The sequence below is a fragment of the Verrucomicrobiia bacterium genome, from assembly GCA_035629175.1.
Taxonomy (GTDB): domain Bacteria; phylum Verrucomicrobiota; class Verrucomicrobiia; order Limisphaerales; family DASXHY01; genus DASXHY01.
Window position 1 is genome coordinate 258,219 of sequence record DASPIL010000107.1, and the last position, 21,656, is coordinate 279,874.

Consider the following 21,656-nt stretch of genomic DNA (forward strand, 5'->3'; position numbering starts at 1 on the left):
CGCCTTAATTGTCTTGAACGGTCACCCGCAGTTCTGCGCCGTTCGCCCGGATTTCAGGAACGTACATTGCCTGGCCCAACAGCGGCAGCGCGTGGAACTTTCCCGGAACTTCAGCACGGCCGTCGTAACGGATCTCCCACAAACCTTGCGGCAGTTTATCAACGAAGAGAGCGACCTTGCGATCCCGGAGTTCCTGATGCACCCAGCGCGTCCGCCCAGTGAAGTCGCTTCCCTCACGATTCTCAGGCGCGGCCGCCTGAACTGCGGACCGTTTGAGTTCCTTCGCGTAAAGTGATTCGCCGCTGCGAATCGCCACGGCTTCAAACCCGGCCGGCTTGAGGTCTTCGAACACCAGGTAATCGTAATCATTCTTCCCCTCGATTGTCACAACAGTTTGGAAGCGCTCGCCAGTTCGGATCTCCTCGCCATCGCGCAGTGGTTGCTGGTCATACACATATCCCTTCAGCAGAGTGGGCCGCCCGACCAGTTTGAAGTACTCACGTTTCACGAAAATCTCGCTGCCCGCCGGCGCCACGGGTTCTTCGGTGCTGAAGAATTTCGCCTGCGCTGAGAAATACAGGGATGACCCGGATCCAGTCTGCCGAATCCGAATTTCGTTGGCATCACGGATCAGCTCAGGCGCGACGGCAAACTGGCTCGGCGCGTTGAAGATTTCCGCGCCGGAAATCCGCCTGCCCCCGATCGCGCGGCCATTCACCGAAACCTCGAACCCGGCTTCCCCCTTCAATTCGCCGCTCGTGCGCAGGTAGTCATTCATCGCCAGGATCACGATCGCGGTATCCCGCGTGTTGCTCCATTGGGCGCCCCGTCGGTTCTTGATCAGCCAATTGCACGCAGGCTCGACAAGCGAGTTCGTGGGATCAATCGCCAGCATCGCGCGCAGTGCAAATGCCGTGGCCTCGACGCCGCTTTCCGACCATCGCCAGTAATCGCGTTGCGATCCCCAAAACGCGGTTCCCTGCACAGCGCTGTTGGACCCTTGGTTTGCTGCGGGCGGAAGCAGGACCGAAGTGTCTGGCCGATCGTCGCGCTGCACTCCGTTTGCAAGGTTCTCAACAAGCGTGCGCGCCTTCGACGCATCGTTGAAATAATGCGTGCTCAACGCGAACAGCGCCCGGGTATAGGCATTCAGACGATCGCGTTTTGACCAGAGATTCTGAATCGCCGCAGTTTCGAACCGCGAGGGTTGGACGGCTGGGATTCCTGCGCGGCGCACTGCGAGCGCGTGCAGCATGAACGCTTGCAAATCCACATTCTCCTCCTCTTCAACGATTTCTTTTTCGAGAAAGGCAGCCCCGCTTTCAATGACATTTTCCCGCACTTCCACATCCGCCTGGCGCGCTAGCGTGAGACCCCACACGACATAAGCCGTCATCCAATGATCGCTTTCGCCCTCCTTCCACCAACCCCAGCCGCCATCGCTGTGCTGGAAATCGTACAGGCGTTCCAGCCCCGCGAGCGTGATCTCCTCCAACTGGTTCAATGAGCGCTTCCCGCCAGGCTGTGTCTTCGCGATTGCATTGGTTTCAATGCCGCCGAACACGCGGTCCATTGCGTCTTCAGGCTTGAGCCCAAGGTCACGCAGCGTTCTGGCAGTGATTACGGCAGGCAGGAAGCGGCTCATCGTCTGCTCGGTGCAGCCGTAGGGAAAGTTGATCAAATAGGGAAGCGCATCGAGCATCGTCACGGCCATGCTGGGCGTGACGAACACGTCCAGCGACGTTGAGCCTGGTTTGCGTTCTCTGGGCAGGTCGAGTTTAATAGTGATCTCGTTCGCGCGCGCTTTTCCGGACTTGGCGATGAATTTTTCAATGCCGTGCTCAAACACGGGATAGGAACGTTCCATGGCATCAGTGTGGCTCCCGGAGTTGGCGATGACCTTCAATTGACCTTCGCCTGGCTGGGCCGCTTTAAGGTTCCAATCGGCCCGTCCTTCGCCCTGAGGCGGGATTCGAATGGCAGCTGCAGGTTCGAACCGTGTTCCAGAAAACACGCCGGCTGACTGCAGCTCGGGGCGAACGCTCATTTCCTGATCCGTGTTGTTATTGATCACAGCGGAAATGGTGACGCTGTCGCCCACGACAAAAAACCGGGGTGCCTGCAGGCGCACGATCAATGGCTGCCGCGTCCGTGTGTTGGTTTCACTGATGCCAAACTGGTTCTCACGCGTGACGGCGCGCGCTGTCGCTTTCCAACTGGTTGTTGAATCAGGGTACCTCACCGCGACGGTCGCTTTTCCAAAGGCGTCAGTTGTGACATCCGGTTGCCACACCGCGGTTGCCCGGAAGTCGGATCGCACCACCACGTTCGGCTCCGCTTGAGCTTGCGCTGGCGTTTCGACCGGGACCATTTCTGCGGCCGCTGAGAGCGTTGAAACTTCCGCACCAGCACGACGCGACAGGTTTTCGACGCCGTTGACGACACCTAGGGCGTCGAAAAAGTCGTCGCGGCTCGACCGACGGTTCTTCGCTCTCGCGAATCTGAAGTCCTCCCCCGGATAACCCCCAGCGGCCATTCCTTCCTCCTCAAGGCTCGCATCCGTCTCGGTCAGCCGCGCATAACTTTTCTGCTGAAGCGTGCTTTGGGACTCCACCTGGTGACTCCGCTTCGATCCGTAAAAGAACTGCCGCGGATCGCCTGCATAATCCGATTGGATGTAATAAACCGATTCGTCGACCAGCCCCACAGCAACCTCCGCCGGGACGGGCCGGCCCTGTTCGTCGCGCGTGGTGATCGTGAGCGTCCCTTCGTCGCGCGGCCGATAGGTGGTCCGATCCGATTTCACTTCGACATCCAGGAAGTTTTTGGTGGGCGGCACGACAATTTCCTCCGTGTCTGCGAACATCTGCTGGTCGCTCACGAGCGTTGCATTCAGAAAAATGTTGGGCACGTGCTTCTCCTCGATCGGCAGCTGCACCAGCTTCACGGTTCCGCTCAGATGCACCAGCTGGTAACTGTAGAGATCCGTGCCTTCCACGCTGAACACGACATAGCGGTCAGCCGTGTTCGCAATCAGCATCACTGGCGCGGTTTGTCCGACGCGAAACGTGTCCTTGTCCGCAATAATTTCGATGCCGTCGCGTCGATATCCAAGTTCTGTTGTTGAGTTGTTCGCCACCCAGACTGTCGTGTCGGCGGTGATCGTGTTTGTGAAGCTAGCGTACTGCGTTACACGGACGACGTCGGCGCTGCTCCACGCAACGCGGTAGTAGCCTTCCCGTTCCGGCGTGAAGCTGAACGTTGCCATTCCGTTCGTGTCCGTTTTCACGGCGCGCGCGACGATGTCATCGTGCTCGTAGCCGCGGAATTTCAACTGCCAGCCCTTTTGATCGGGGCGCTCTGGGGGCGGAGGCCAGATGCGCGATTGGGCCTGGCGTCGTTTCAACTCCTCGCCTCGGAACTCGGTTCCGTCGGGCGCGACCCAGATCTCATACCAGTAATCGCGGGTGACCTTCACTGAACCTTCCGCCTGCACGGGTTGATCGTTCGCATCCAGCGCCTTGAACGTCACGCTCACCGAATCCTGCGGCCGGTATATGTTGTGGCCGGCCCGCGCCTGCACGTAATAGCTCTGCCTGGTCACCCGCACCGTTCCGCTCCCGATGATTTCACGCCGGGAAGCATCCGTGACGCGGGCTTCGATTCGATACTCCAGATCCTGGCCGTGGTTCGCTGGGGTTTCGAATTTCACCGTGGCGCGACCTAGCGCATCGGTGCGCACAGTCTCACGCTTTACGATCTGATCGCCGCCAAAGCCGCGATGCCAGCGGATTGAAACCGCGCTGCTCGTGTCTTCGTAAAACCAGGGGAAGGGCCGTGGTTCAGGCCACACGCGCCAGTAAGGGCTTTGATGGATGACAACCTCGACTGACGCGTTCGCAACAGGTCCGCCGAAATAATACTCGGCTTCAATCGAAGCTTCGACTTCATCGCCAAGGCGGAACGTTTTTCGAATCGCGGCGCCGCTGGAGTTCGTCGACTCGGGCGTCTTCACCGACACCTTGAATTCGGGAAGTTTGTATTCCTCGAGGCGAAACAGCGTCGCTCCGCCGATCCCGCGCGCCGTCTGCATTTCGAAGAATTGCACGCGATATTCGCCCAGCGGCATCACGGACGTCGCGGGAAGAGTTCCGAAAGCGCTGCCGAATGCGTTTAGAGTGACTGTTTCATCCTGAAGTTTTGAACCCTGCGGATCAGTAATTTCCATGCGGATTTGTTGGCTGGCGGGCGTGGAATAATTGGCGCCGTCGAATTGTCGCGCGATCAACTTCCAGTGAACGGTTTCATTCGGACGATAGGCCGGGCGATCCGTGAAGGCGAAGATTTTCCACTCATCGAAATTCTGACGGTGCCAATAACTGTTTCCAATGCTGAACGCCTGGCGATCGGATGCACGGGCGAGCGCGATGACCTCGCGGCTGTTCACGGACGCGTTCGTCTCAAGCGCCACCACTGCCAGCCCGTTCGTATCTGTTTGCAATGTGTAATCCCGCACATGCCAGCGGCGGTCCTCATGCCATCGCTCCCAGATTCTGACGGTCGCATTCGAAATCGGAGAGCTGTCCAGCGCATTGCAGACATACGCGAGCGCCTGCCTGCCGGATGTTTTGAGCACGACCGCGGCATCCGTCACCAGGACCAGGTCGCGCGCATGCCTGCCATTCGCGTCAGCTGTGAGGACGTAAGCGCCGGGGCTGAGTTTTTCGTCGAGTCGGAGCGTGGCATTCCCCGGCATGAAGTTGGCCGAGTTCGATGTGGAGTGTGACCAGGAACGGATCCTTTCAATTGAGGAAAGATTGATCGATTCCAACCAGCCCGTGGGTTTCTCCCCGCCCGTCAATCGCGCGTTTTGTGGCAGGTCCACGGGATACAGCGCGAGTGCGACCGTATCCACATTGCGCCAGCTCAGCATGTATTGGATTTCGGATCCGGGAAGAAACACGTTGGGAACCGACACATCCACCTGCGGATCCGTGATGCTTTTGATCTGCGCTTCGGCCTGGTCGAAATAGCGTGTCTCACCCTTGCCGTATTCGCTCACGAGCCGCCGGAAAAGCTCCAGCGCCTTCCGATAATTCGGCTGGGTTGTCCATTGCCCGTTGCCCAGCGGGATTACTTCGCCCTGGCCCATCATCCATTCGGCGTAATTGTAAAGGGCGTCATCGTGCCAGTCCGTGGCTTTACCAGCGGCCAAGGCGGCCTCGAAGGCTTCGGGCACGCGGGCAGGTTGGTCTGGTGAGCCTTGGCTTCGAAGCGTGATCGCCAGCAGGTAACTGGCGCGTGCGCGGTCGTTCACGTTGGTGGCAATGCGTAAGGCGTTTTCGAGCACGGGCAACGGAACGGTTGGATGCCAATAAGCGAAGTAATCGCCACGGCCCGTGCCGCGCGGGCGGGCCATTTTCCACACGATCTCCAGGTAGCGGGTCCGTGCCAGGCCCACATCGCGCGCGCCCGCCCACCAGTCGAGCGCCTGCTGATAACGGTCCAATCCTTGGTTGTGCTCGGTAACGGCCAGATCTCCCAGCGATTCCTGGACTTCAGCCCAAACACGATCCCGATCCTCTTCGCGCTGGATGTCGCGCACGAGCGCCTCGAGCTGCCGTCGAGCTTCGTCCGTTCGCGAAGAGTCAGCTCCCGGTGCTGCGGCTCGCGAGCGCCATGCAGTGTCGGCGAGGCGGAATTGCACCCAGCGCTGTTCTGCGCGGGGAAGGCTGGTCACGACGACCGACGAATAGAGCTGATGCGCACGCTCGTAGGATCCATCGCGCACCAGCTGTTCGGCCGCGGTCACAACGTTGCCATATTCAGCTGCAACGGTGGCGTTCTGCGACATTGCAAGAACAACCCACGCTGCAAGCAAAGAGATGAATTTCATGAGTCCTTTTGGGCTGAGAGCCGGGTTCAACATGCTCCGCGAGCCGCATGGAGGCGAGAAATTTCCGGCGGCCTTAGCTTAACCCGGACATTGCAGGGCAAGGCCCATGCCTTTCGCGGGCGCTTGGGACGAAATTTCCTTCACGCGTTTATTATTTCCGCCTACCGTTTGCCGCATCATGGCCGAAGCGCAACTCACTCCGATGATGGCGCAGTATCGGCGCATCAAGGGCGAGCTGCCCAAAGACGCGCTCCTGCTGTTCCGACTTGGCGATTTTTTTGAGCTGTTCTTCGAGGATGCGCAGGCCGGCGCGCAGATCCTCAACGTCGCCCTGACAAAACGCGGCGTGGTCCCCATGTGCGGTATTCCGTTCCACGCCGCCAACGGATACATCGGAAAATTGCTCAAGGCCGGCCGAAAGGTTGCCATTTGCGAGCAACTCGAGGATGCGAAGCCAGGCCAGCTGGTCAAACGGGAAGTCACCCAGATTCTTTCGCCGGGCACGCACTTTGACGAACGCATGCTGGCGGCCGAACGGAATAATTTCCTGACCGCGATCTATCCTTCAGGCGGAACTTTCGGCCTGGCATTCACGGATCTCACCACGGGCGACTTCCTGACGACGGAGGTGGAGAGCGAGGGAGCGTTGCTCACGGAGCTTCAGCGCCTTCGCCCGGCTGAGATTATTTTTCCAGGCGAGCAAAGTCGCGTGCGGGAATTGCTCGGCGCGTCGTTTCCAATCCTGAATGGACACGATGATTGGGTCTTCGCGCCGGAGACTGCAATCCATTCCCTCCGCGAGCACTTCAAGGTGGCATCGCTGGATGGTTTTGGATTGCGCGACCGCATGGCTGCGAGCTGCGCTGCGGGCGCGATCCTGCATTACCTGGCGCAGCATCTTCGACGCGACTGCGCACACCTGACCCGAATCTCGTTTTACCAGCGAAACGATTTCCTGACGCTCGATCACACCACGCTGCGGCACCTGGAAATCCTTGAACCGCTGCACCACGACGCACCGCGCGCTGCCTGTCTTTATGGTGCAATGAACCGCACCGTGACGCCGATGGGCGCGCGCCGGCTTCGCGACTGGCTATCGCAACCGCTCGCAGCCGTGGATCTCATCCAAAGAAGGCAATCGGCTGTGGCATCCCTGATTTCGGATGTTGCCCTTCTGAACGCGCTGCGCGTGCGATTGGCGGAAATTCGTGATCTCGAGCGCACGATCGGCAGGCTCAGTTCCGGCAGTGGAAATGCGCGCGACCTGACGATGCTGCGGCAGGGTTTGGAGCAGATTCCGGCGCTTCGAACGGCGATCACCAGTCATTCGGCGGCCGCGCATGACTGGCCTGGCGGCTTTGCAACCGAACCCGAAATATTTCACGATCCGGCGCCCGAAATCGCAGCGACTGGCGCCACGCTGCTGGACGAGCTTGCGGCGCAGGTCATGGAAATGCCTGACCTTGTCGAATTGATCGGCCGAGCCATTGCTGACGAACCACCATTGACCATTCGGGACGGAGGCATGATTCGCGACGGGTTTGATCCCGGTCTGGATGAACTGCGGCAGGCGACTCGCGGCGGGAAGGATTGGATTGCAAAACTGCAGGCGGACGAAATCGAACGCACAGGGATCCCGTCGTTGAAGGTGCGTTTCAATTCCGTGTTCGGATATTACATCGAGGTCACGAAATCCCATCTCGACAAAGTTCCTTCGCACTACATCCGGAAGCAGACGATCGCAAATGGAGAGCGCTTCATAACGCCCGAGTTGAAGGAGATGGAAGGCAAAATCCTCGGGGCGGAGGAACGCAGCGTGAAGCTCGAATACGAGTTGTTTCAGCGCATTCGAGAAGCTGTCCTGGCGCAGCTCCCCGGCATCCAGCAAACCGCGGCCGCTCTCGGCCAGTTCGACGTGCTCGGATCCTTCGCCGAAACTGCGCGGCTCTACGGTTACACACGTCCGGATGTCGCCGATGCTGGTGTGCTGGCGATCACGGATGGACGGCATCCCGTGCTGGAGCAGAACCTGGTCGATGAGCGGTTTGTGCCGAATGACACGCATTTGGAAACGTCATTTCGGAGTGGCGCGCCCGCGGAATCGGCATTGCCCGAATGCCGGGGTCCGCAGATTGCGCTGATCACGGGCCCGAACATGGCGGGCAAGAGCACTTACATTCGACAGGTTGCGCTGCTCACGTTGCTGTCGCACACCGGGTCGTTCATCCCCGCGAAATCTGCCCGTGTCGATCTTGTCGACCGCATTTTTACCCGTATTGGTGCGAGCGACGATCTCGCGCGCGGGCAGAGCACCTTCATGGTGGAGATGAGCGAGACGGCGAATATTTTGAACAACGCAACGGCGCGCAGCCTGATTGTGCTGGATGAAATTGGCCGCGGCACGAGCACGTTCGACGGATTGAGCCTCGCATGGAGCATTGTTGAACACCTGCATCATCAGGTCGGGGCAAAGACATTGTTTGCAACGCACTACCACGAACTCACCGAACTTGCGGCGAGGTTGCCGCGCATCAAGAACTTCAACGTCGCCGTGCGCGAGTGGCATGACAGCATTGTGTTCCTGCGCAAGATCGTTGAAGGCGGCACGGATAAAAGTTACGGCATCCAGGTGGCGCGACTTGCGGGAGTTCCGAAACCCGTCCTCGAACGCGCCAAGGAAATCCTGCGCAACCTGGAGGAATCCGAATTGACGCCCGAAGGCAACGTGCGCCACGCCCGCCGCCAGCAGGATCGCGAGAAGCTCAAGAAACTCGCGCCCGCGCCGCAGCTGGATTTATTCGGATGAATTTAAATGCGCGTCGTGTCGTTTTTCTGCAGCCCTTGACGGCATGAGCCAGCCCCTCTCATCCGAGCCGCGCGGATTTTTCTCCCGCTTCGCTGACCTTCGTTCCGCACCGCGCGAATTGTGGATCATACTCGCGGCATACGTTCTCGAGAACATTGCCTACGGGTTGGGGGCTTCGTCCGTGGTCAGCTTGTGGCTGTCGTCGGATCTCGGATTCAGCGATCGCAGCGCGGGCACAATGATCGCCGCGTATTCCACTGTCGTCACGCTCGCCACGGTTCTCGTCGGTTCGCTCACGGACGCCGCTGGCATTCGCCGCACCTTTCTCCTCGGGTTCTGGGTTTGCCTCGTCAGCCGAATCGTCATGACCTTTTCGACCACGCCCGGCGTGACGCTTCCGTTTGGTTTGTTCCTCCAGGCCGTGGGCCTGGCGTTGATGGGACCCGTCATGACGGCGGCGATGCGGCGCTATTCGACGACCCGGCAGCGCACGCTGGCTTTCTCCCTTTACTACGCTTTGATGAACGTCGGATATGCCGTCGCGGGCTACATCTTTGATGCAACGCGCAATGTGCTGGGCGAGCACGGTTCGTGGACCATTCCGCTGCTGGGCGAGGCGCTCAGCACCTATCGAGTGCTCATCCTGGAAAGTGCCCTGTTCACGATTCCCGGCCTGATCATTGCATGGATGTTCCTGCGCGAAGGGGTTGAAGCCACTGAGGAAGGCGTGGTGATCACGGAACGGGCTCGCATCAGCGACCGCCACGCGAATCCGTTCATCGCGCTGTGGCGAACCGTCCGCGAAACTGCAGTGGCTACGTTGAAAATCTTTATTGGTCTTTGGCGTGAACCCGCGTTGTATCGGTTCCTGATCTTCATGCTGCTCGTGGTCGGGGTGAAACTGATCGGCTATCACATGGCATTCACCTTCCCGAAATTTGGCCTCCGCGAATTGGGTGAAGGCGCGCCGATCGGGAGACTCTACAGCGTGCTCAATTCTGTGATGATCGTCATTCTTGTGCCGATCTGCGGCGCGCTGACGGGCCGCTTCACTGCGTATCGCATGGTCATGGTCGGAACCCTGGTTGCCGCAAGCTCGGTGTTCTTCCTCGCCATGCCCTTGCATTGGTTTCAGCCGCTTGCAGACGGATGGTTTGGGCACCTCATTGCCCACGAATGGCTGAACATCCCCGGCGATGTAAATCCGTGGTTCGTTTCCATTTCGTTGTTCGTGATGCTGTTATCCATCGGTGAGGCACTGTGGTCGCCAAGACTCTACGAATACGCCGCCGCCATCGCGCCCCGCGGCCAGGAGGCCTCGTACATGGCGCTGTCGGTGCTGCCTTATTTCGGCGCGAAATTTGTCGTGGGCATGCTTTCAGGCGCAATGCTGCAGCGCTATTGCCCGCCTGAAGGCCCCAAGGATTCTGCCACGATGTGGCTGATCATCGGCTGCATGGCGTTGATCACGCCTGTCGGGATTTTCCTCCTGAGACCCTACATCCAGGTGCGGGAAGCCGGACGTTGATCCCGCTTCCGAAGCTTTCAGCGGTAAAGAATGTGCGCGAGGAACAAGAGCGCGAGCACGTAACCAATCCATGTCACTTCGCGCGCACGGCCGATTCCAATCATCAGTGCGACGTAGGCGAGGAATCCGATCGAAAGGCCTTCGCTGATGCTGAAGCTCAGTGGCATCAAGATGATCGTCAGCACGGCAGGGACCGCTTTCGCGAAGTCGCCCAAATCGAGTTTGGCCATGCTTTGCATCATGAAAATTCCCACGATCACGAGGGCGGGTGCGGTCGCGATCGCAGGGATTGCCAGGAAGAGCGGGTGAAAAAAGAGCGCCAGCAGGAAACAGCCTGCAACCACAAGCGCGGTCAATCCTGTCCGCCCGCCTTCTTCCACGCCCGCCGCCGATTCGATGTAGCTCGTGACCGTCGATGTGCCGAGGCACGCTCCGACCATCGCGGCGCTCGCATCGGCCGCCAATACCCGACCCACGCGGGGCAAGTTGCCTTTGGAGTCCAACAGGCCCGCACGCGACGTGACGCCGATCAGCGTTCCCATGTTGTCGAAGACGTCCACGAAGAGGATGGCCAGAATCAGCGGAAGACATTTTGCGAAGTTTGCAAACACGTATTGAAAGTCGAATTTGAGGAAGGTCGGCGCCAGCGAAGCGGGCATTGCCATCCAGGATTCAGGACGGCTGACGAGTGGCTGGCCGGCCTCGTTCGCTGGAACAAACAATCCGATTACGGTCAGGGTGAGCACCGTCAGGATGATTGCGCCATGAACCTTCCTCCATACGAGAACCGCCGCGAGGATGATTCCCCCCAGCACCATCAGGCATGGAAATGAAGCGAGGTTTCCGATGCGCACAAAGGTTACGGGGTCGCTGACGATCACACCGCCGTTCTTGAGTCCGATGAATGCAATGAACAAACCGATTCCCGCCGAGATCGCCAGCTTCAATTCAAGCGGAAGGGCATCCATGATGCGTCGCCGGATTCCGCTCAGCGAAAGCACGAGGAACAGCGAGCCGCTGATGAACGTCATTGCCAGGGCGGGTTGCCATGGAATTCCCATGTTGATGCAGATCGTGTATGCGAAGAACGCATTCATTCCCATGCCGGGTGCGAGCGCGATGGGATAATTCGTGGCGAGCGCCATGGCGGCAGTCATGAGGGCCGATGCCAGGGCCGTTGCGGTAATCACCGCGCCCTTGTCCATGCCCGCTGCGGAGAGAACGACTGGGTTGACGGCGAGGATGTAAGCCATCGCCGCGAAGGTCGTTATCCCTGCGGTGATTTCCTGTTTTACGGAACTCCTGTTTTCGGCGAGCCGAAAAAATCGCGCGAGCGTCGACATCGTGCGAAGTGTTGCGGAATCCGCGTTCCGTGTCAGTCCGCGAATTGGCAGGCTGACGGATGCGGACCAACGGAGCGCGGCGTTCACGCCGCTGGAGCGCCGGGACTGCCGGAGGTGTGGACAAGTTCCACGACATGCGCAGGTTTACGCTGAAGGACGCTGAAGCATAGGACGCCGATCACCAGCGTTTCAACAGGCCGCAGGAAACATCCGGGTTGCGCCCGATTCATGGGACGGTTCATTGTCCGAAAGGGCCCCACCGCCGCGCGCGAGGAATGAAGAGTGCGGGGCCGGATTGTGCTTCAGCGTGACGCGTTAGGGCGATCGCTGCGCGCCATGCAGGTTCCGCGACCAGGAGCAATGCATCGAAGTGCGGCAGCACGCGGATTTCATGACGCTGCACCTGGTCGGCGCGGCGGCGTTGATGTTCGGCGCGAGCGGCAGCCAGACGTTCATCCGCTTTCAGTTTCGTGTTTTCATTACGGGAACGCGTGGCGCGTTCGCTTAGTTCGCGTTCGTAGTTTACAAAGTAGTCATCAACGCGCGTCAGCTCGCGCCGCAGGTGATTCTCCTGGCGAACCCGGATCGTGTTGAGATCCTCCGCCACCTCCTCGGCAAGCGCCGCGCTGAGCAGCGTGCGGAGTCCCGCGTTGTCCATCGCCGGCCACTGGATTGCGCCTTCAGCACGGGCCGGCCGGAAAAAGGGGAACGATTGTGCGAGGGCGTCATCGCGGATGCCATCGGACAGCGATGCCGCCACGCGGTGGAGCGACCAATGCTGATCGATGGCCTGGATCTCGCACCGCACCAACGCGAGCAGCGAAAAATGATGCGCGGGAACGAACGGCGATTCGAGGCGCCATCGCGTCACGCCGGCGTGTTGCGCGCGGAAGAGCTTTTCCGCAACGCCGACATCCGGCGGCCGTGGCGCGGAATCGCCCGCAAGGACGATCCGCTCCAGCGGGAGCGGCTGGGGGCGCAAGGATTCGGTGAGTTGAAAGGTGAGCGGGCAGCCTGGAAAGACGTCGCGGGACGCATCGCGTGGCGCGACCGAATCCGGCGCAGGAAAATGAAGTTCTTCTTCATGCAGCGAACCGTCAGCGTGCCACAGCCGCGCCGCCCGGCCTTCGGCAACGACCTCCAACCTGTCGAACCAGGTGCGTTCGCAAAGCGCCCCGATGTGCTCGAGCGTTTCCTGGTAGAAATCGACAAGGGCGGCGGGTTCGTGCGGGAGACGCGCCAGTTTCATAAAGATTCGTAGTCCTTCGCAAAAAGGGTTTCATCGAGCTGTTTAACCTCCTGGTAACCATCGCGCGCGGCGGCCAGCTCATTGCCCAACGATTCCAGCGCCTCACCGACGTGGCCTTCGGAGTCGCGCCACCGTTTGAGCACTTCATCGGCGAACTCGTCCCCTGCGAAACGTTCGCCGAGGATCAATCCCGTTTCGCCAACGACGAGTTCGAAGAGGTTGAGCTTTTCCTGGAGAATCTGCAGCAGGTGTTCCTGCAGCGTGCCGCGTTGGACGAGGTTATAAATGCGAACGGGATGTTGTTGCCCGAGCCGATGCAGGCGGCCGATTCGCTGTTCAATCTCCATGGGATTCCACGGCAGGTCGAAGTTCACCAGGCGATGACAGAATTGCAGATTGCGTCCTTCCGTGCCGCTGTGCGTGAGGAGCAGAGCGCCGCCGCGTTTTTGAAATTCCGCGGTGATCGGCTGGCGTTCGGGCGCGGGCGTGGCGCCGTTGATAACGAAGGTCTCAACACCGGCAGCGCGCAGGGATTCAGCCAGGGCGGCCTGGGTTTGCAGGAACTGCGTGAACACCACGAGCCCGCCCTCGCCGCGCGCGAGGGGCGGGAGCAGGTCGCATTTGCGTTTCCAGCTGTGTTCAAGCGGGGCGGATCCGCTCCATGCTTTGGCGCGTTCCTGATTTGGGAATTTCTCCAACGCCTGGCGCCAGGCCGCGGGACTGCTTCCGGCCGCCTGCAACAGAAGCCGGCCCCATAATGTTTGCTGGCTTGGCGACAGCTGTGCCAGCTCCGTCCGCAATTCCATTTCCCATCGCTGCCAAAATGCGAGTTCGTCGGCGTCAGGTTCGAACAGCGCGGTTTCGGCACGTCGCGGCGGAAGGTTAAGGCCCGCGTTCGCCCGCGTGTTGCGAATCATCACCTGGCCCAACAACCTGCGCAGTTCCTCCGGCTCCCGGGGCTGCCGCGGACGTTTGGAATCGAAGAAACGCGCGCGAAATTCCTTGGGCGACGGCAGCTGTCCTGGTTGCAGGAGCGTCACCAGATTGTACAGCTCCTCGAGAGAATTTTGCACCGGCGTCGCCGTGAGCAGCAGCAGGAATTGCCGCGGCAGCGCGTTGACGGCCTGCCATGCCTGCGAGTTGCGGTTCCGAAGATAATGCGCCTCATCCACGATGATGAGATCCCAGCTGACCGCGCGGGCGACATCCAGATGCGCCTGTTGTTTGACTGTGTGCAGGCTGGCAACGATGCCTGGGTTCTCGCGCCAGAAAGCCGGGGCTTCGGCACGGAACGCAGCGTGGTTCGTCGTCGCAGTCGTGAGATTGAACTTGTCGCTCAGTTCCTCCTCCCACTGATCCACGAGCGAAGGCACCGTGAGCACGAGAAAGCGTCTGACCATCCCGCGTGTGAGCCACTCCTTCAAGACCAATCCCGCTTCGATGGTTTTGCCAAGACCCACTTCGTCCGAGAGCAGCGCGCGTCCACGCAGCGGGCCGAGCACGCGCAGCGCAGTGCGCACCTGATAATCCAGCCGTTGAATCCGGCAATACGGCAGGGCAATTAAATCGTCGGACTGGTTTGAAACCCACCATTGTGCCGCGCGTTCGCGAAGAAAATACCCGCGGAGGTCGTCGAGAGGCAACGCAGTTTCCTGAAGCGCAAGTTGTGGCAGTTCAATCCGCAAGGGCACCGGCGGCAGAGGCGCGTGTTCGTCGGGCGATCGCGTTGGGTGGGCTGCCCTGTGAGGGGCTGCCTTGACGCGCTGAAGTTCCATCGCCCTGCGTTGCGCCGCCTTGGCCTCTTCCTTCTGCCGGCGTTCCTCAGCAAGGCGGACCATTGTTTCGCGCCGGCGTTGTTCCTCTTCCCGGCGCTGGCGTTCCTTGCGCAGAAAACGGTCCTCATACCTCAGGAAATCCGGGTCAGCGTGCGAGACATCGCCAGTCATCGGGCTGAATGCGGCGAACTGATTGCTCAAAGCAGAGGCCATTGCATGAATGGTGTCTTCAAGCCATCTGAACGGCGATTCGTGAGGTCCGAAAGGTGGATCCTCAGACATTTGTTTCCCGCGGCGCCTGGACGCAGAAATGGTGCAGGAGGAAACGTCCTGGTCGGCCACCGGCAATCGCTCAAACCAACGAAGCATTTGCGCCCGTATTGAATCCAATGGATGCCGAGAATGCTCCGTTTCACGGACATCGTTCACCGTAAGGTCCCAAGTCAATTCGTCGATCCCCGTGCACGTTACGCGCCCGCTAGCGCACGCAGCGCCGTCGCGGATGCGCGTCCACTCCAACTGTATGAAACCGCCAACGAGGTCACTCGTGATGCGCAGACGGAGCTGCCGATTTGTGGGAGGCGGGGCAGCGGCGTGGCCTGATGCCAGGTTTGCCCGGATGTATCTCCGCATTGCGATCCTTCCGCGCTCGTGATTGTTTCCCGTCGCGGGAATCGATTCAAGGTACAGCGCGAATTCCCGAACAGGAACTCGAAGCCAGACAGCCCAATTCTGATTCTCGGGCAGCCTGACCTTGTAGAAGACATCGGCGTTGAACGTGTGGAGGGTTTCATCAAGGCGAAATCCGACCGAAACAGCCTGGTCGTCCAAAGGGAGCCTTGCGGCGATGCGCTTGAGGAGTGCCCGCACGGAGGATGCCGCTTTGTTGCATTGGTCCTTTTCTGTGTTTCCATCCTTTTCAAACCGCCATGCAAGCGCGAACAAGCCCATGAAGGGGGTAGGATACGGAACCAGCTCCCCGAATGCCACCAGCGCATCCGAACCCGGAAGTCTCCACTCGAAACGAAAACCGCCCAGCGGAACATCCAGAGTGACGGAAAGCACATGTGCCAGCGCGGGTGTTTCCAGTTCGAAGCGTTGCGTCTCGGGCGATTTGGACACCGAAGAAGCGTAAACAGATGCTTCGGAGAATCAAGGGCAAGCAGGATTGAGCAGCAACAGACGCAACGAATTTCCATCCTCAGGTCATGGCGCGGTCTTGACCGCCCGGTACAGCTTTGCGCCGTTGCTCATGAAGTCATCGAAATCGAGGTGGCCCGACGGCGGCATTTGAAACGTCGTGCCAGGTGTCCATGACTTTCCGTCAAGACTGGTTTGCAAGTGAAACGAACCGTTCGGCACCCCCTCAACCCGATAGCGAAATTTGCCCGATTCCATGCCAAGTACAATGACCCGCGGCGCGCTGTGAGGAGCCGGATCTGGCTGGCTCAATACTTTGTGGAGGTTGAGGCGCCCCCCGGTTTTGCATTTGCCCGCCAGCGCGGGAATGGGATCGGTTCCCGCTAGGACGCGTGCAATGATCTGTTGATACGTGCTGCCGGGATATTTCGCCCATGCCAAGGCGCACGCGGCGGCCACCTGCGGCGCGGCCATGGAAGTTCCGTCATCGAGCGCATAGGAACTGTCATGGCCCGCCCACGTGGAAAGCACGATGTATCCCGGCGCGCCAAGATCCACCGTGTTCAAGCCGTAATCTGAAAAGTGCGCGATGTCATCGTCGCGCGTGGTCGCCGCGACCGAAACGATGTTATCCAGATCGAAGCTTGCAGGGTAAAAACGTGGAATAGCATCGTTGTTCAGGGAAAAATTTCCGGCGGCCGCTACAAAGATGATCCCATGCTGGCGCAGGCTGTTGATCGCGTCATAAAGCGCCTGCGCACCGAATACGTTGGTGGTCGTTCCGCCCCAGCTGGCATTGATGATCCTCGCGCCGTTCACGCGCGAGTATTCAATGCATTCCAACGCATCGGACAGCGAGCCCTGCAATTGGTTGTCGAGGAACTTGCAAGTCATGATCCGTGCGTTCCACGCCGTTCCCACGACACCAATGCCATTATTCCCGACGGCGCCGAGAATCCCCGCGACATGCGTGCCATGGCCAAATGTGTCGGTCAGGTCGCCTGAATCATTCATCGCGTTGATGCCGTGGACGTCGTCGATGTAGCCGTTGTTGTCGTCATCGAGCCCGTTGCCCGCGATTTCACCCGGGTTTCGCCACAGGTTGGCGGTGAGATCCTCGTGCGTGACACGCGTGCCCGTGTCGAGAACCGAAACGATGACGGAAGTGGCATCGAAGGCGAGATCCCAGCCTTCAGCCGCATCGATGTCGCAATCAACGGTGCCTCCGAGCTGGCCCCAATTGAACAGATGATACAGCGAGCCGTCGGCATAGCGCGGCTCGTTTGGCACGCGCGCCGCCTGCAACACATAATCCGGCTCCGCATATTCAACTCCGGGCAGCCTGCGGATTAATCGCAATCCCGCTTCAGCTGAAACCCCTGACGGAAGTTCAATGACGTGAAGGTTTCCGAGGGAAGGATACGCAGCGCGGGACTTGCAGCCAGAGCTGTTGAGAGCCGACTCAAGGAGGGAAGCATTTGCCGATGGGGACAGTTTGACGATGATTCGATCGGTCCGGAAACCGTTCGTGGCAGCGGGCGGACGAATAATCGCCGAAGCGATCGACTCGAACAGGAGCAGGACCAGGACACTCGCAAGAATAAAGGCGCGCCTGGCCCCTGAAAGACGGCACATCAACATGCCGGCCAAGAAACCAAAGCGGCGTGCGGCGTGCCAGTGGGCAAATTTGGTAGGGTGCGAACCCCAACTTCCCGCTACGTGTTCGTGCGGGAACGCTTTAATCCCGTCATGATCGCGGCCATTTGGATCGCGGTGTGGGCGGCTTCCATCCCGCGATTATGTCCCGGATCAAGGCAGCGTACCCGCGCCTGTTCGCGGCTCTCCAGGAGCAGCACTTCGTGAATGACAGGCACTTCGGTTTCCACCTGGATTTGCATCAGCGCCGCGCTGACTGCGTCGCCGATGTGTTGCGCATGAACTGTTTCGCCCCGAAGGATCACGCCGAGGCAGATGATTGACACAAACTTCTTCGTGCGTGCGAGCCTGGCTGCAACAACGGGAACCTCAAATGCGCCTGGAACCCTTGCGACGGTAACGGCTGCGCCTGCCTGTTTCAGCTCAGCCTCTGCGGCGTGAAGCATCGAATCGACAAATTCTGCGTTGTACTCGGAAGCGACAATCGCGAATCGCCCGTTCCGCGCGCGAAGCGCAGTCTTTTTGGTTTTCGTCAGCATAGCTCAGCAACTCTTGAAACGGCGACGACTGCAGCGGAGGTTTCCCATCCTGCTGTTTCGCAGACGTCCCCTCTGCAAGCCGACAATGCTTGCGTCCGCTCTAACACGTGTGCAGGTGTGGAAACCTGCGATACAGCGGACTCCGACGTATGGCCAGCGCAGCGCAGACGCGCAGGTCCGCGGAGGTCGGGATGCTCAAAGCAGGTGCCCCATCTTCTTCCGTTTGGTCTCGAGGTAATTCGCGTTGTGCGGGTTGGGATTCGAGCGAATCGGCACCTGCTGGACAATTTTCAATCCGTGACCTTCCAGACCGACGATCTTTTTGGGATTGTTCGTGAGCAGCTTGATTGTCTTCAACCCAAGGTCCGCCAGGATTTGCGCGCCCAGGCCGTATTCCCGCAAATCCATTCCGTAACCGAGTTTCTGGTTTGCTTCGACGGTGTCGTATCCCTGTTCCTGAAGTTTGTAGGCCTGGATCTTCGGCGCCAATCCAATCCCGCGGCCCTCCTGCCGCATGTAAACCAGGACGCCAACCCCTGCATCTGCAATCTGCCGCATGGCCTGGTGCAGTTGCGGGCCGCAATCGCAGCGGCGCGAGCCAAAAACATCGCCCGTTAGGCATTCACTGTGAACGCGCACCAATACGTTCTTCTTTCCTGTGAGGTCCCCGTGAACGAGTGCCAGGTGGTGTTTGCCATCCAGCTTGGAACGATACAGGTGCAGCGCAAAGTCGCCGTAGTCCGTCGGCATTTTCACGACTTCCACGCGCTCGATCAATTTCTCCCGCGTCCGCCGGTATTCGATCAGGTCCGCAATCGTGCAGAGTTTCAGCTTGTGCTTTTTCGCGAATTTCTTGAGTTCCGGCAGGCGGGCCATCGTGCCGTCGTCGCTCATGATTTCACAAATCACGGCAATCGGACGGCAACCCGCCAGTTTGACGAGGTCCACGGCGGCCTCCGTGTGGCCAGCGCGTTGGAGCACTCCGCCCACGGCCGCGCGCAGTGGAAACACATGGCCGGGCTGGACGAGGTCCTCAGGGACCGCCGTCGGCTCTGCCATGATGCGAATCGTCTCGGCACGATCCGCAGCGCTGATGCCGCTGCCGATGGCGCGGGCGGCATCGACGCTGATCTGGAAATCGGTTTTGAAGCTTTCGCGGTTTTGTTTGACCATGCGCTCGATGCCAAGCTGCTGGAGCCGCTCGGATGTGGTGGGAACGCAAATCAAGCCGCGGCCGTATTTGGCCATGAAATTGATGGCGCTCGGAGTGACGAACTCCGCCGCCAGAATCAAATCGCCCTCATTTTCCCGATCGGCATCGTCGACCACGATTACCATCCTGCCTTTGCGCAAGTCGGCCACAACAGATTCGATCGAATCAAACCGCTCTTTCATCAGGTCAGAAGCTAGTGGCACCGAACAAAAACAAAAAGAGAAACCGCGCATGTGCGGTGTCTCCCCTCGATGCCCCATTACAAGGGCGCCCGCGGATGGGCTTCGCGAATCGCGGCCTCGAAAACGTGTTTGACCGGGACGCCGCCCTGCTCCGCAGCTCTTCGGCAGGATTCGAATTCTGGCGAGACTTGAATGATTTCGCCGTCCAGTTTGCCAAGCTTCACGTCAACGCGGCCATAGGGTGTATCGACGGTTTGAAATTCACGCTGAAGTTTCCGTCTTTCCGAAGTCTGGCGGCGCACTCCAAATGCGGAGGTCTCCCGCAGAATCAACTCGCTGAAACGATCAGCCTGGCCTTCCATGCAGATCACCCTCAGCAGCACAGCCGGCCTGTTCTTCTTCATCTGGATCGCCGTGTAAAAAACGTCGAGCGCTCCCGCATTCATTGCGTTCTCCACAAAGTGGCCGAGGATTTCCGCGCTGATGTCGTCAAGGTTGGTTTCGAGCACAGCCACGGTGTCGGTTTCCCAATCATGCGTCCCAGCACCTGCTGCAGTGGAGTGTGCTGCAATGGATCCCAGGACCGCGCGCACTACGTTCGGGCGCGATCTGTTGTCGCGGGTGCCGAGTCCGAATCCGATTCTCTCCGCTACAAGGTTCTGCATCGGCCCGAATGACTCAACCAACTCCGCCAGCAATGCGGCGCCGGTTGGCGTGATCAGCTCCTGCGGTTCGTCACACTGTGTGATGGGAATGCCTCGCGCGCCCAGTATCGCCAGCGTGGCGGGAGCGGGAATCGGAAACCGTCCATGCGCGCACATTACAAATCCCGTTCCTTCAATCACGGGTCCCGCCAACACCCGCGGTTTCCCCAGGAGTTCAAGCCCAATGGCCGCCCCAACAATATCCACAATGGAATCGACCGCTCCCACTTCGTGAAAATGAACCTGCTCCGGCGGCATCCCATGAATCTTCCCTTCGGCAACCGCGATCCGACGAAACACGCCGATCGATTTCTCCTTCACCCACGGCGAAAGACCGCTGCCATCGATGAGTTGCCGGATCGCGGTGAAATCGCGGCTATGCTCGTGCGTGTGCGGCTGATGGGACTCAGGCTGGCTGGCATTCCCGGGGCGGAAATTCGCGGTGAGAATACTGCGTGCGTCAGGCTGGCCATGCACGTGCGAATGGGGGTGTTCATGAGAAGGGCCATGCTCATGATGATGTCCGTCGTCGGAATGCTCGTGATCGTGCGCGTCAGTCAGATGCACGTCAAACTTCACCCCTTCAATCCCGGACTTTTGTTTTCGTCCGACGTGCAGGTGATAGCCGCCCAATGACAGTTTCTTCAACTCCGTTTCAAGAACGGCAGCATCGACGCCAACGTCAATCAACGCCGCAATAAACATGTCGCCACTGATGCCGCTAAAGATGTCGAGATAAAGGGTTTTCATGCTGCGTTGCACAGAGCGTTGATCTGGCTTGCGGCGTATCCGGCGCCAAACCCGTTGTCGATGTTCACGACCGTTACACCGCTGCCGCAGCTGTTCAGCATTCCCAGCAACGCGGCCAGGCCTCCGAAGTTCGCTCCATAGCCAATGCTCGTGGGCACAGCGATGACTGGCTTTGCGACCAGGCCCGCAACCACGCTCGGCAGCGCGCCCTCCATGCCGGCAACCACGATCACGACATTTGCTCGCTGAATCAGATCAAGGCGGCTGAACAGTCGATGAACTCCCGCGACGCCGACATCATTCACACGTTCGACACGATTGCCCATGATCTCTGCCGTGACGGCCGCCTCCTCCGCGACAGGCAGGTCGCTGGTTCCGGCACAGACGACAGCAATCATCCCGTTCCGTTTGAGGAACGGTTTTTTTTCAATGGTCACGCAGCGCGCAGATTCGTGGTGCACTGCAGATTTGAACTTCCTCTTCAGCATCCTTGCGTGTTCCGGGGAAACCCGAGTCGCCAGGACGTTCTGGCCGTGCTCCAGAAGTTTTGCGGCAATTTTAACGACCTGTTCAGGCGTCTTGCCGGCGCCAAATATCACTTCGGGAAAACCTTTTCGCAACGCGCGATGCGTGTCGATGGTGGCGAAGCCAAGGTCGGCTGACGGCGCTGCCTGGAACGCGTGCAGGACTTCGTCGCGCGTAACACCCCCCGCGCGGAACTTCTCCAGCAGTTGAGTTGCTTCGATTGTGGTCACGGAATGAGAATAGTGCGAAGGGGGTGAGTTGTCAGTTGTTCGTTGTTCCTGGCAGTTGCTGTTTCCCTCACGCTTGCGCGAAGCTGTCTCTCTGTGACAGATTGCTATCCGCCAAACCTC

The 21,656-nt window shown here is 59.5% G+C and carries 11 protein-coding genes; 2 read left to right on the top strand and 9 right to left on the bottom strand.

Annotated features, from left to right (window positions below):
• Positions 1–4: 4 nt before the first annotated feature.
• On the bottom strand, positions 5–5,896 hold the full coding sequence (locus tag VEH04_20820; protein HYG25220.1) for an MG2 domain-containing protein: 5,892 nt from the start codon (positions 5,894–5,896) through the stop codon (positions 5–7).
• A 178-nt stretch (positions 5,897–6,074) separates the two neighbouring features.
• Between VEH04_20820 and mutS the strand changes: the two genes are divergently transcribed.
• Positions 6,075–8,702, top strand: a complete 2,628-nt coding sequence (gene mutS, locus VEH04_20825; GenBank protein ID HYG25221.1) for a DNA mismatch repair protein MutS — start codon at positions 6,075–6,077, stop codon at positions 8,700–8,702.
• 43 nt (positions 8,703–8,745) lie between these two features.
• A complete protein-coding gene (locus tag VEH04_20830) occupies positions 8,746–10,230 on the top strand; it encodes an MFS transporter (protein ID HYG25222.1) in 1,485 nt (494 codons plus the stop codon).
• A gap of 17 nt (positions 10,231–10,247) precedes the next feature.
• Here the strand turns inward: VEH04_20830 and VEH04_20835 are convergent, their stop codons facing one another.
• The 8 genes from VEH04_20835 to larB form a co-directional block, all read right to left on the bottom strand.
• A complete protein-coding gene (locus VEH04_20835) occupies positions 10,248–11,660 on the bottom strand; it encodes an NCS2 family permease (GenBank protein HYG25223.1) in 1,413 nt (470 codons plus the stop codon).
• Positions 11,661–11,811: 151 nt separating this feature from the next.
• Positions 11,812–12,822: a hypothetical protein gene (locus VEH04_20840; protein ID HYG25224.1), complete on the bottom strand. Its 1,011-nt coding sequence runs from the start codon at positions 12,820–12,822 to the stop codon at positions 11,812–11,814.
• Positions 12,819–15,719: an SNF2-related protein gene (locus VEH04_20845; GenBank protein HYG25225.1), complete on the bottom strand. Its 2,901-nt coding sequence runs from the start codon at positions 15,717–15,719 to the stop codon at positions 12,819–12,821. The genes VEH04_20840 and VEH04_20845 overlap by 4 nt, the downstream gene beginning before the upstream one ends.
• Positions 15,720–15,803: 84 nt before the next feature.
• The gene (locus VEH04_20850) at positions 15,804–17,378 is read right to left on the bottom strand and encodes a S8 family peptidase (GenBank protein HYG25226.1); all 1,575 of its coding nucleotides are present in this window, start codon (positions 17,376–17,378) and stop codon (positions 15,804–15,806) included.
• 74 nt (positions 17,379–17,452) lie between these two features.
• Positions 17,453–17,932 carry a 6,7-dimethyl-8-ribityllumazine synthase gene (gene ribH / locus VEH04_20855; protein HYG25227.1) on the bottom strand — a complete coding sequence of 160 codons (480 nt, stop codon included), beginning with the start codon at positions 17,930–17,932 and terminating at the stop codon, positions 17,453–17,455.
• A gap of 195 nt (positions 17,933–18,127) precedes the next feature.
• On the bottom strand, positions 18,128–19,327 hold the full coding sequence (locus tag VEH04_20860) for a bifunctional 3,4-dihydroxy-2-butanone-4-phosphate synthase/GTP cyclohydrolase II (protein HYG25228.1): 1,200 nt from the start codon (positions 19,325–19,327) through the stop codon (positions 18,128–18,130).
• 77 nt (positions 19,328–19,404) lie between these two features.
• Positions 19,405–20,781, bottom strand: coding sequence for a nickel pincer cofactor biosynthesis protein LarC (gene larC / locus VEH04_20865; GenBank protein ID HYG25229.1), 1,377 nt, complete (start codon positions 20,779–20,781; stop codon positions 19,405–19,407).
• A complete protein-coding gene (larB, locus tag VEH04_20870; protein HYG25230.1) occupies positions 20,778–21,536 on the bottom strand; it encodes a nickel pincer cofactor biosynthesis protein LarB in 759 nt (252 codons plus the stop codon). The genes larC and larB overlap by 4 nt, the downstream gene beginning before the upstream one ends.
• Positions 21,537–21,656 lie beyond the last annotated feature (120 nt).

Coding starts and splice junctions, on each gene's coding strand:
- VEH04_20820 (HYG25220.1), bottom strand. CDS start 5,896: ATGAAATTCATCTCTTTGCTTGCAGCGTGGGTTGTTCTTGCAATGTCG.
- mutS (HYG25221.1), top strand. CDS start 6,075: ATGGCCGAAGCGCAACTCACTCCGATGATGGCGCAGTATCGGCGCATC.
- VEH04_20830 (HYG25222.1), top strand. CDS start 8,746: ATGAGCCAGCCCCTCTCATCCGAGCCGCGCGGATTTTTCTCCCGCTTC.
- VEH04_20840 (HYG25224.1), bottom strand. CDS start 12,822: ATGAAACTGGCGCGTCTCCCGCACGAACCCGCCGCCCTTGTCGATTTC.
- VEH04_20850 (HYG25226.1), bottom strand. CDS start 17,378: ATGTTGATGTGCCGTCTTTCAGGGGCCAGGCGCGCCTTTATTCTTGCG.
- ribH (HYG25227.1), bottom strand. CDS start 17,932: ATGCTGACGAAAACCAAAAAGACTGCGCTTCGCGCGCGGAACGGGCGA.
- VEH04_20860 (HYG25228.1), bottom strand. CDS start 19,327: ATGAAAGAGCGGTTTGATTCGATCGAATCTGTTGTGGCCGACTTGCGC.
- larC (HYG25229.1), bottom strand. CDS start 20,781: ATGAAAACCCTTTATCTCGACATCTTTAGCGGCATCAGTGGCGACATG.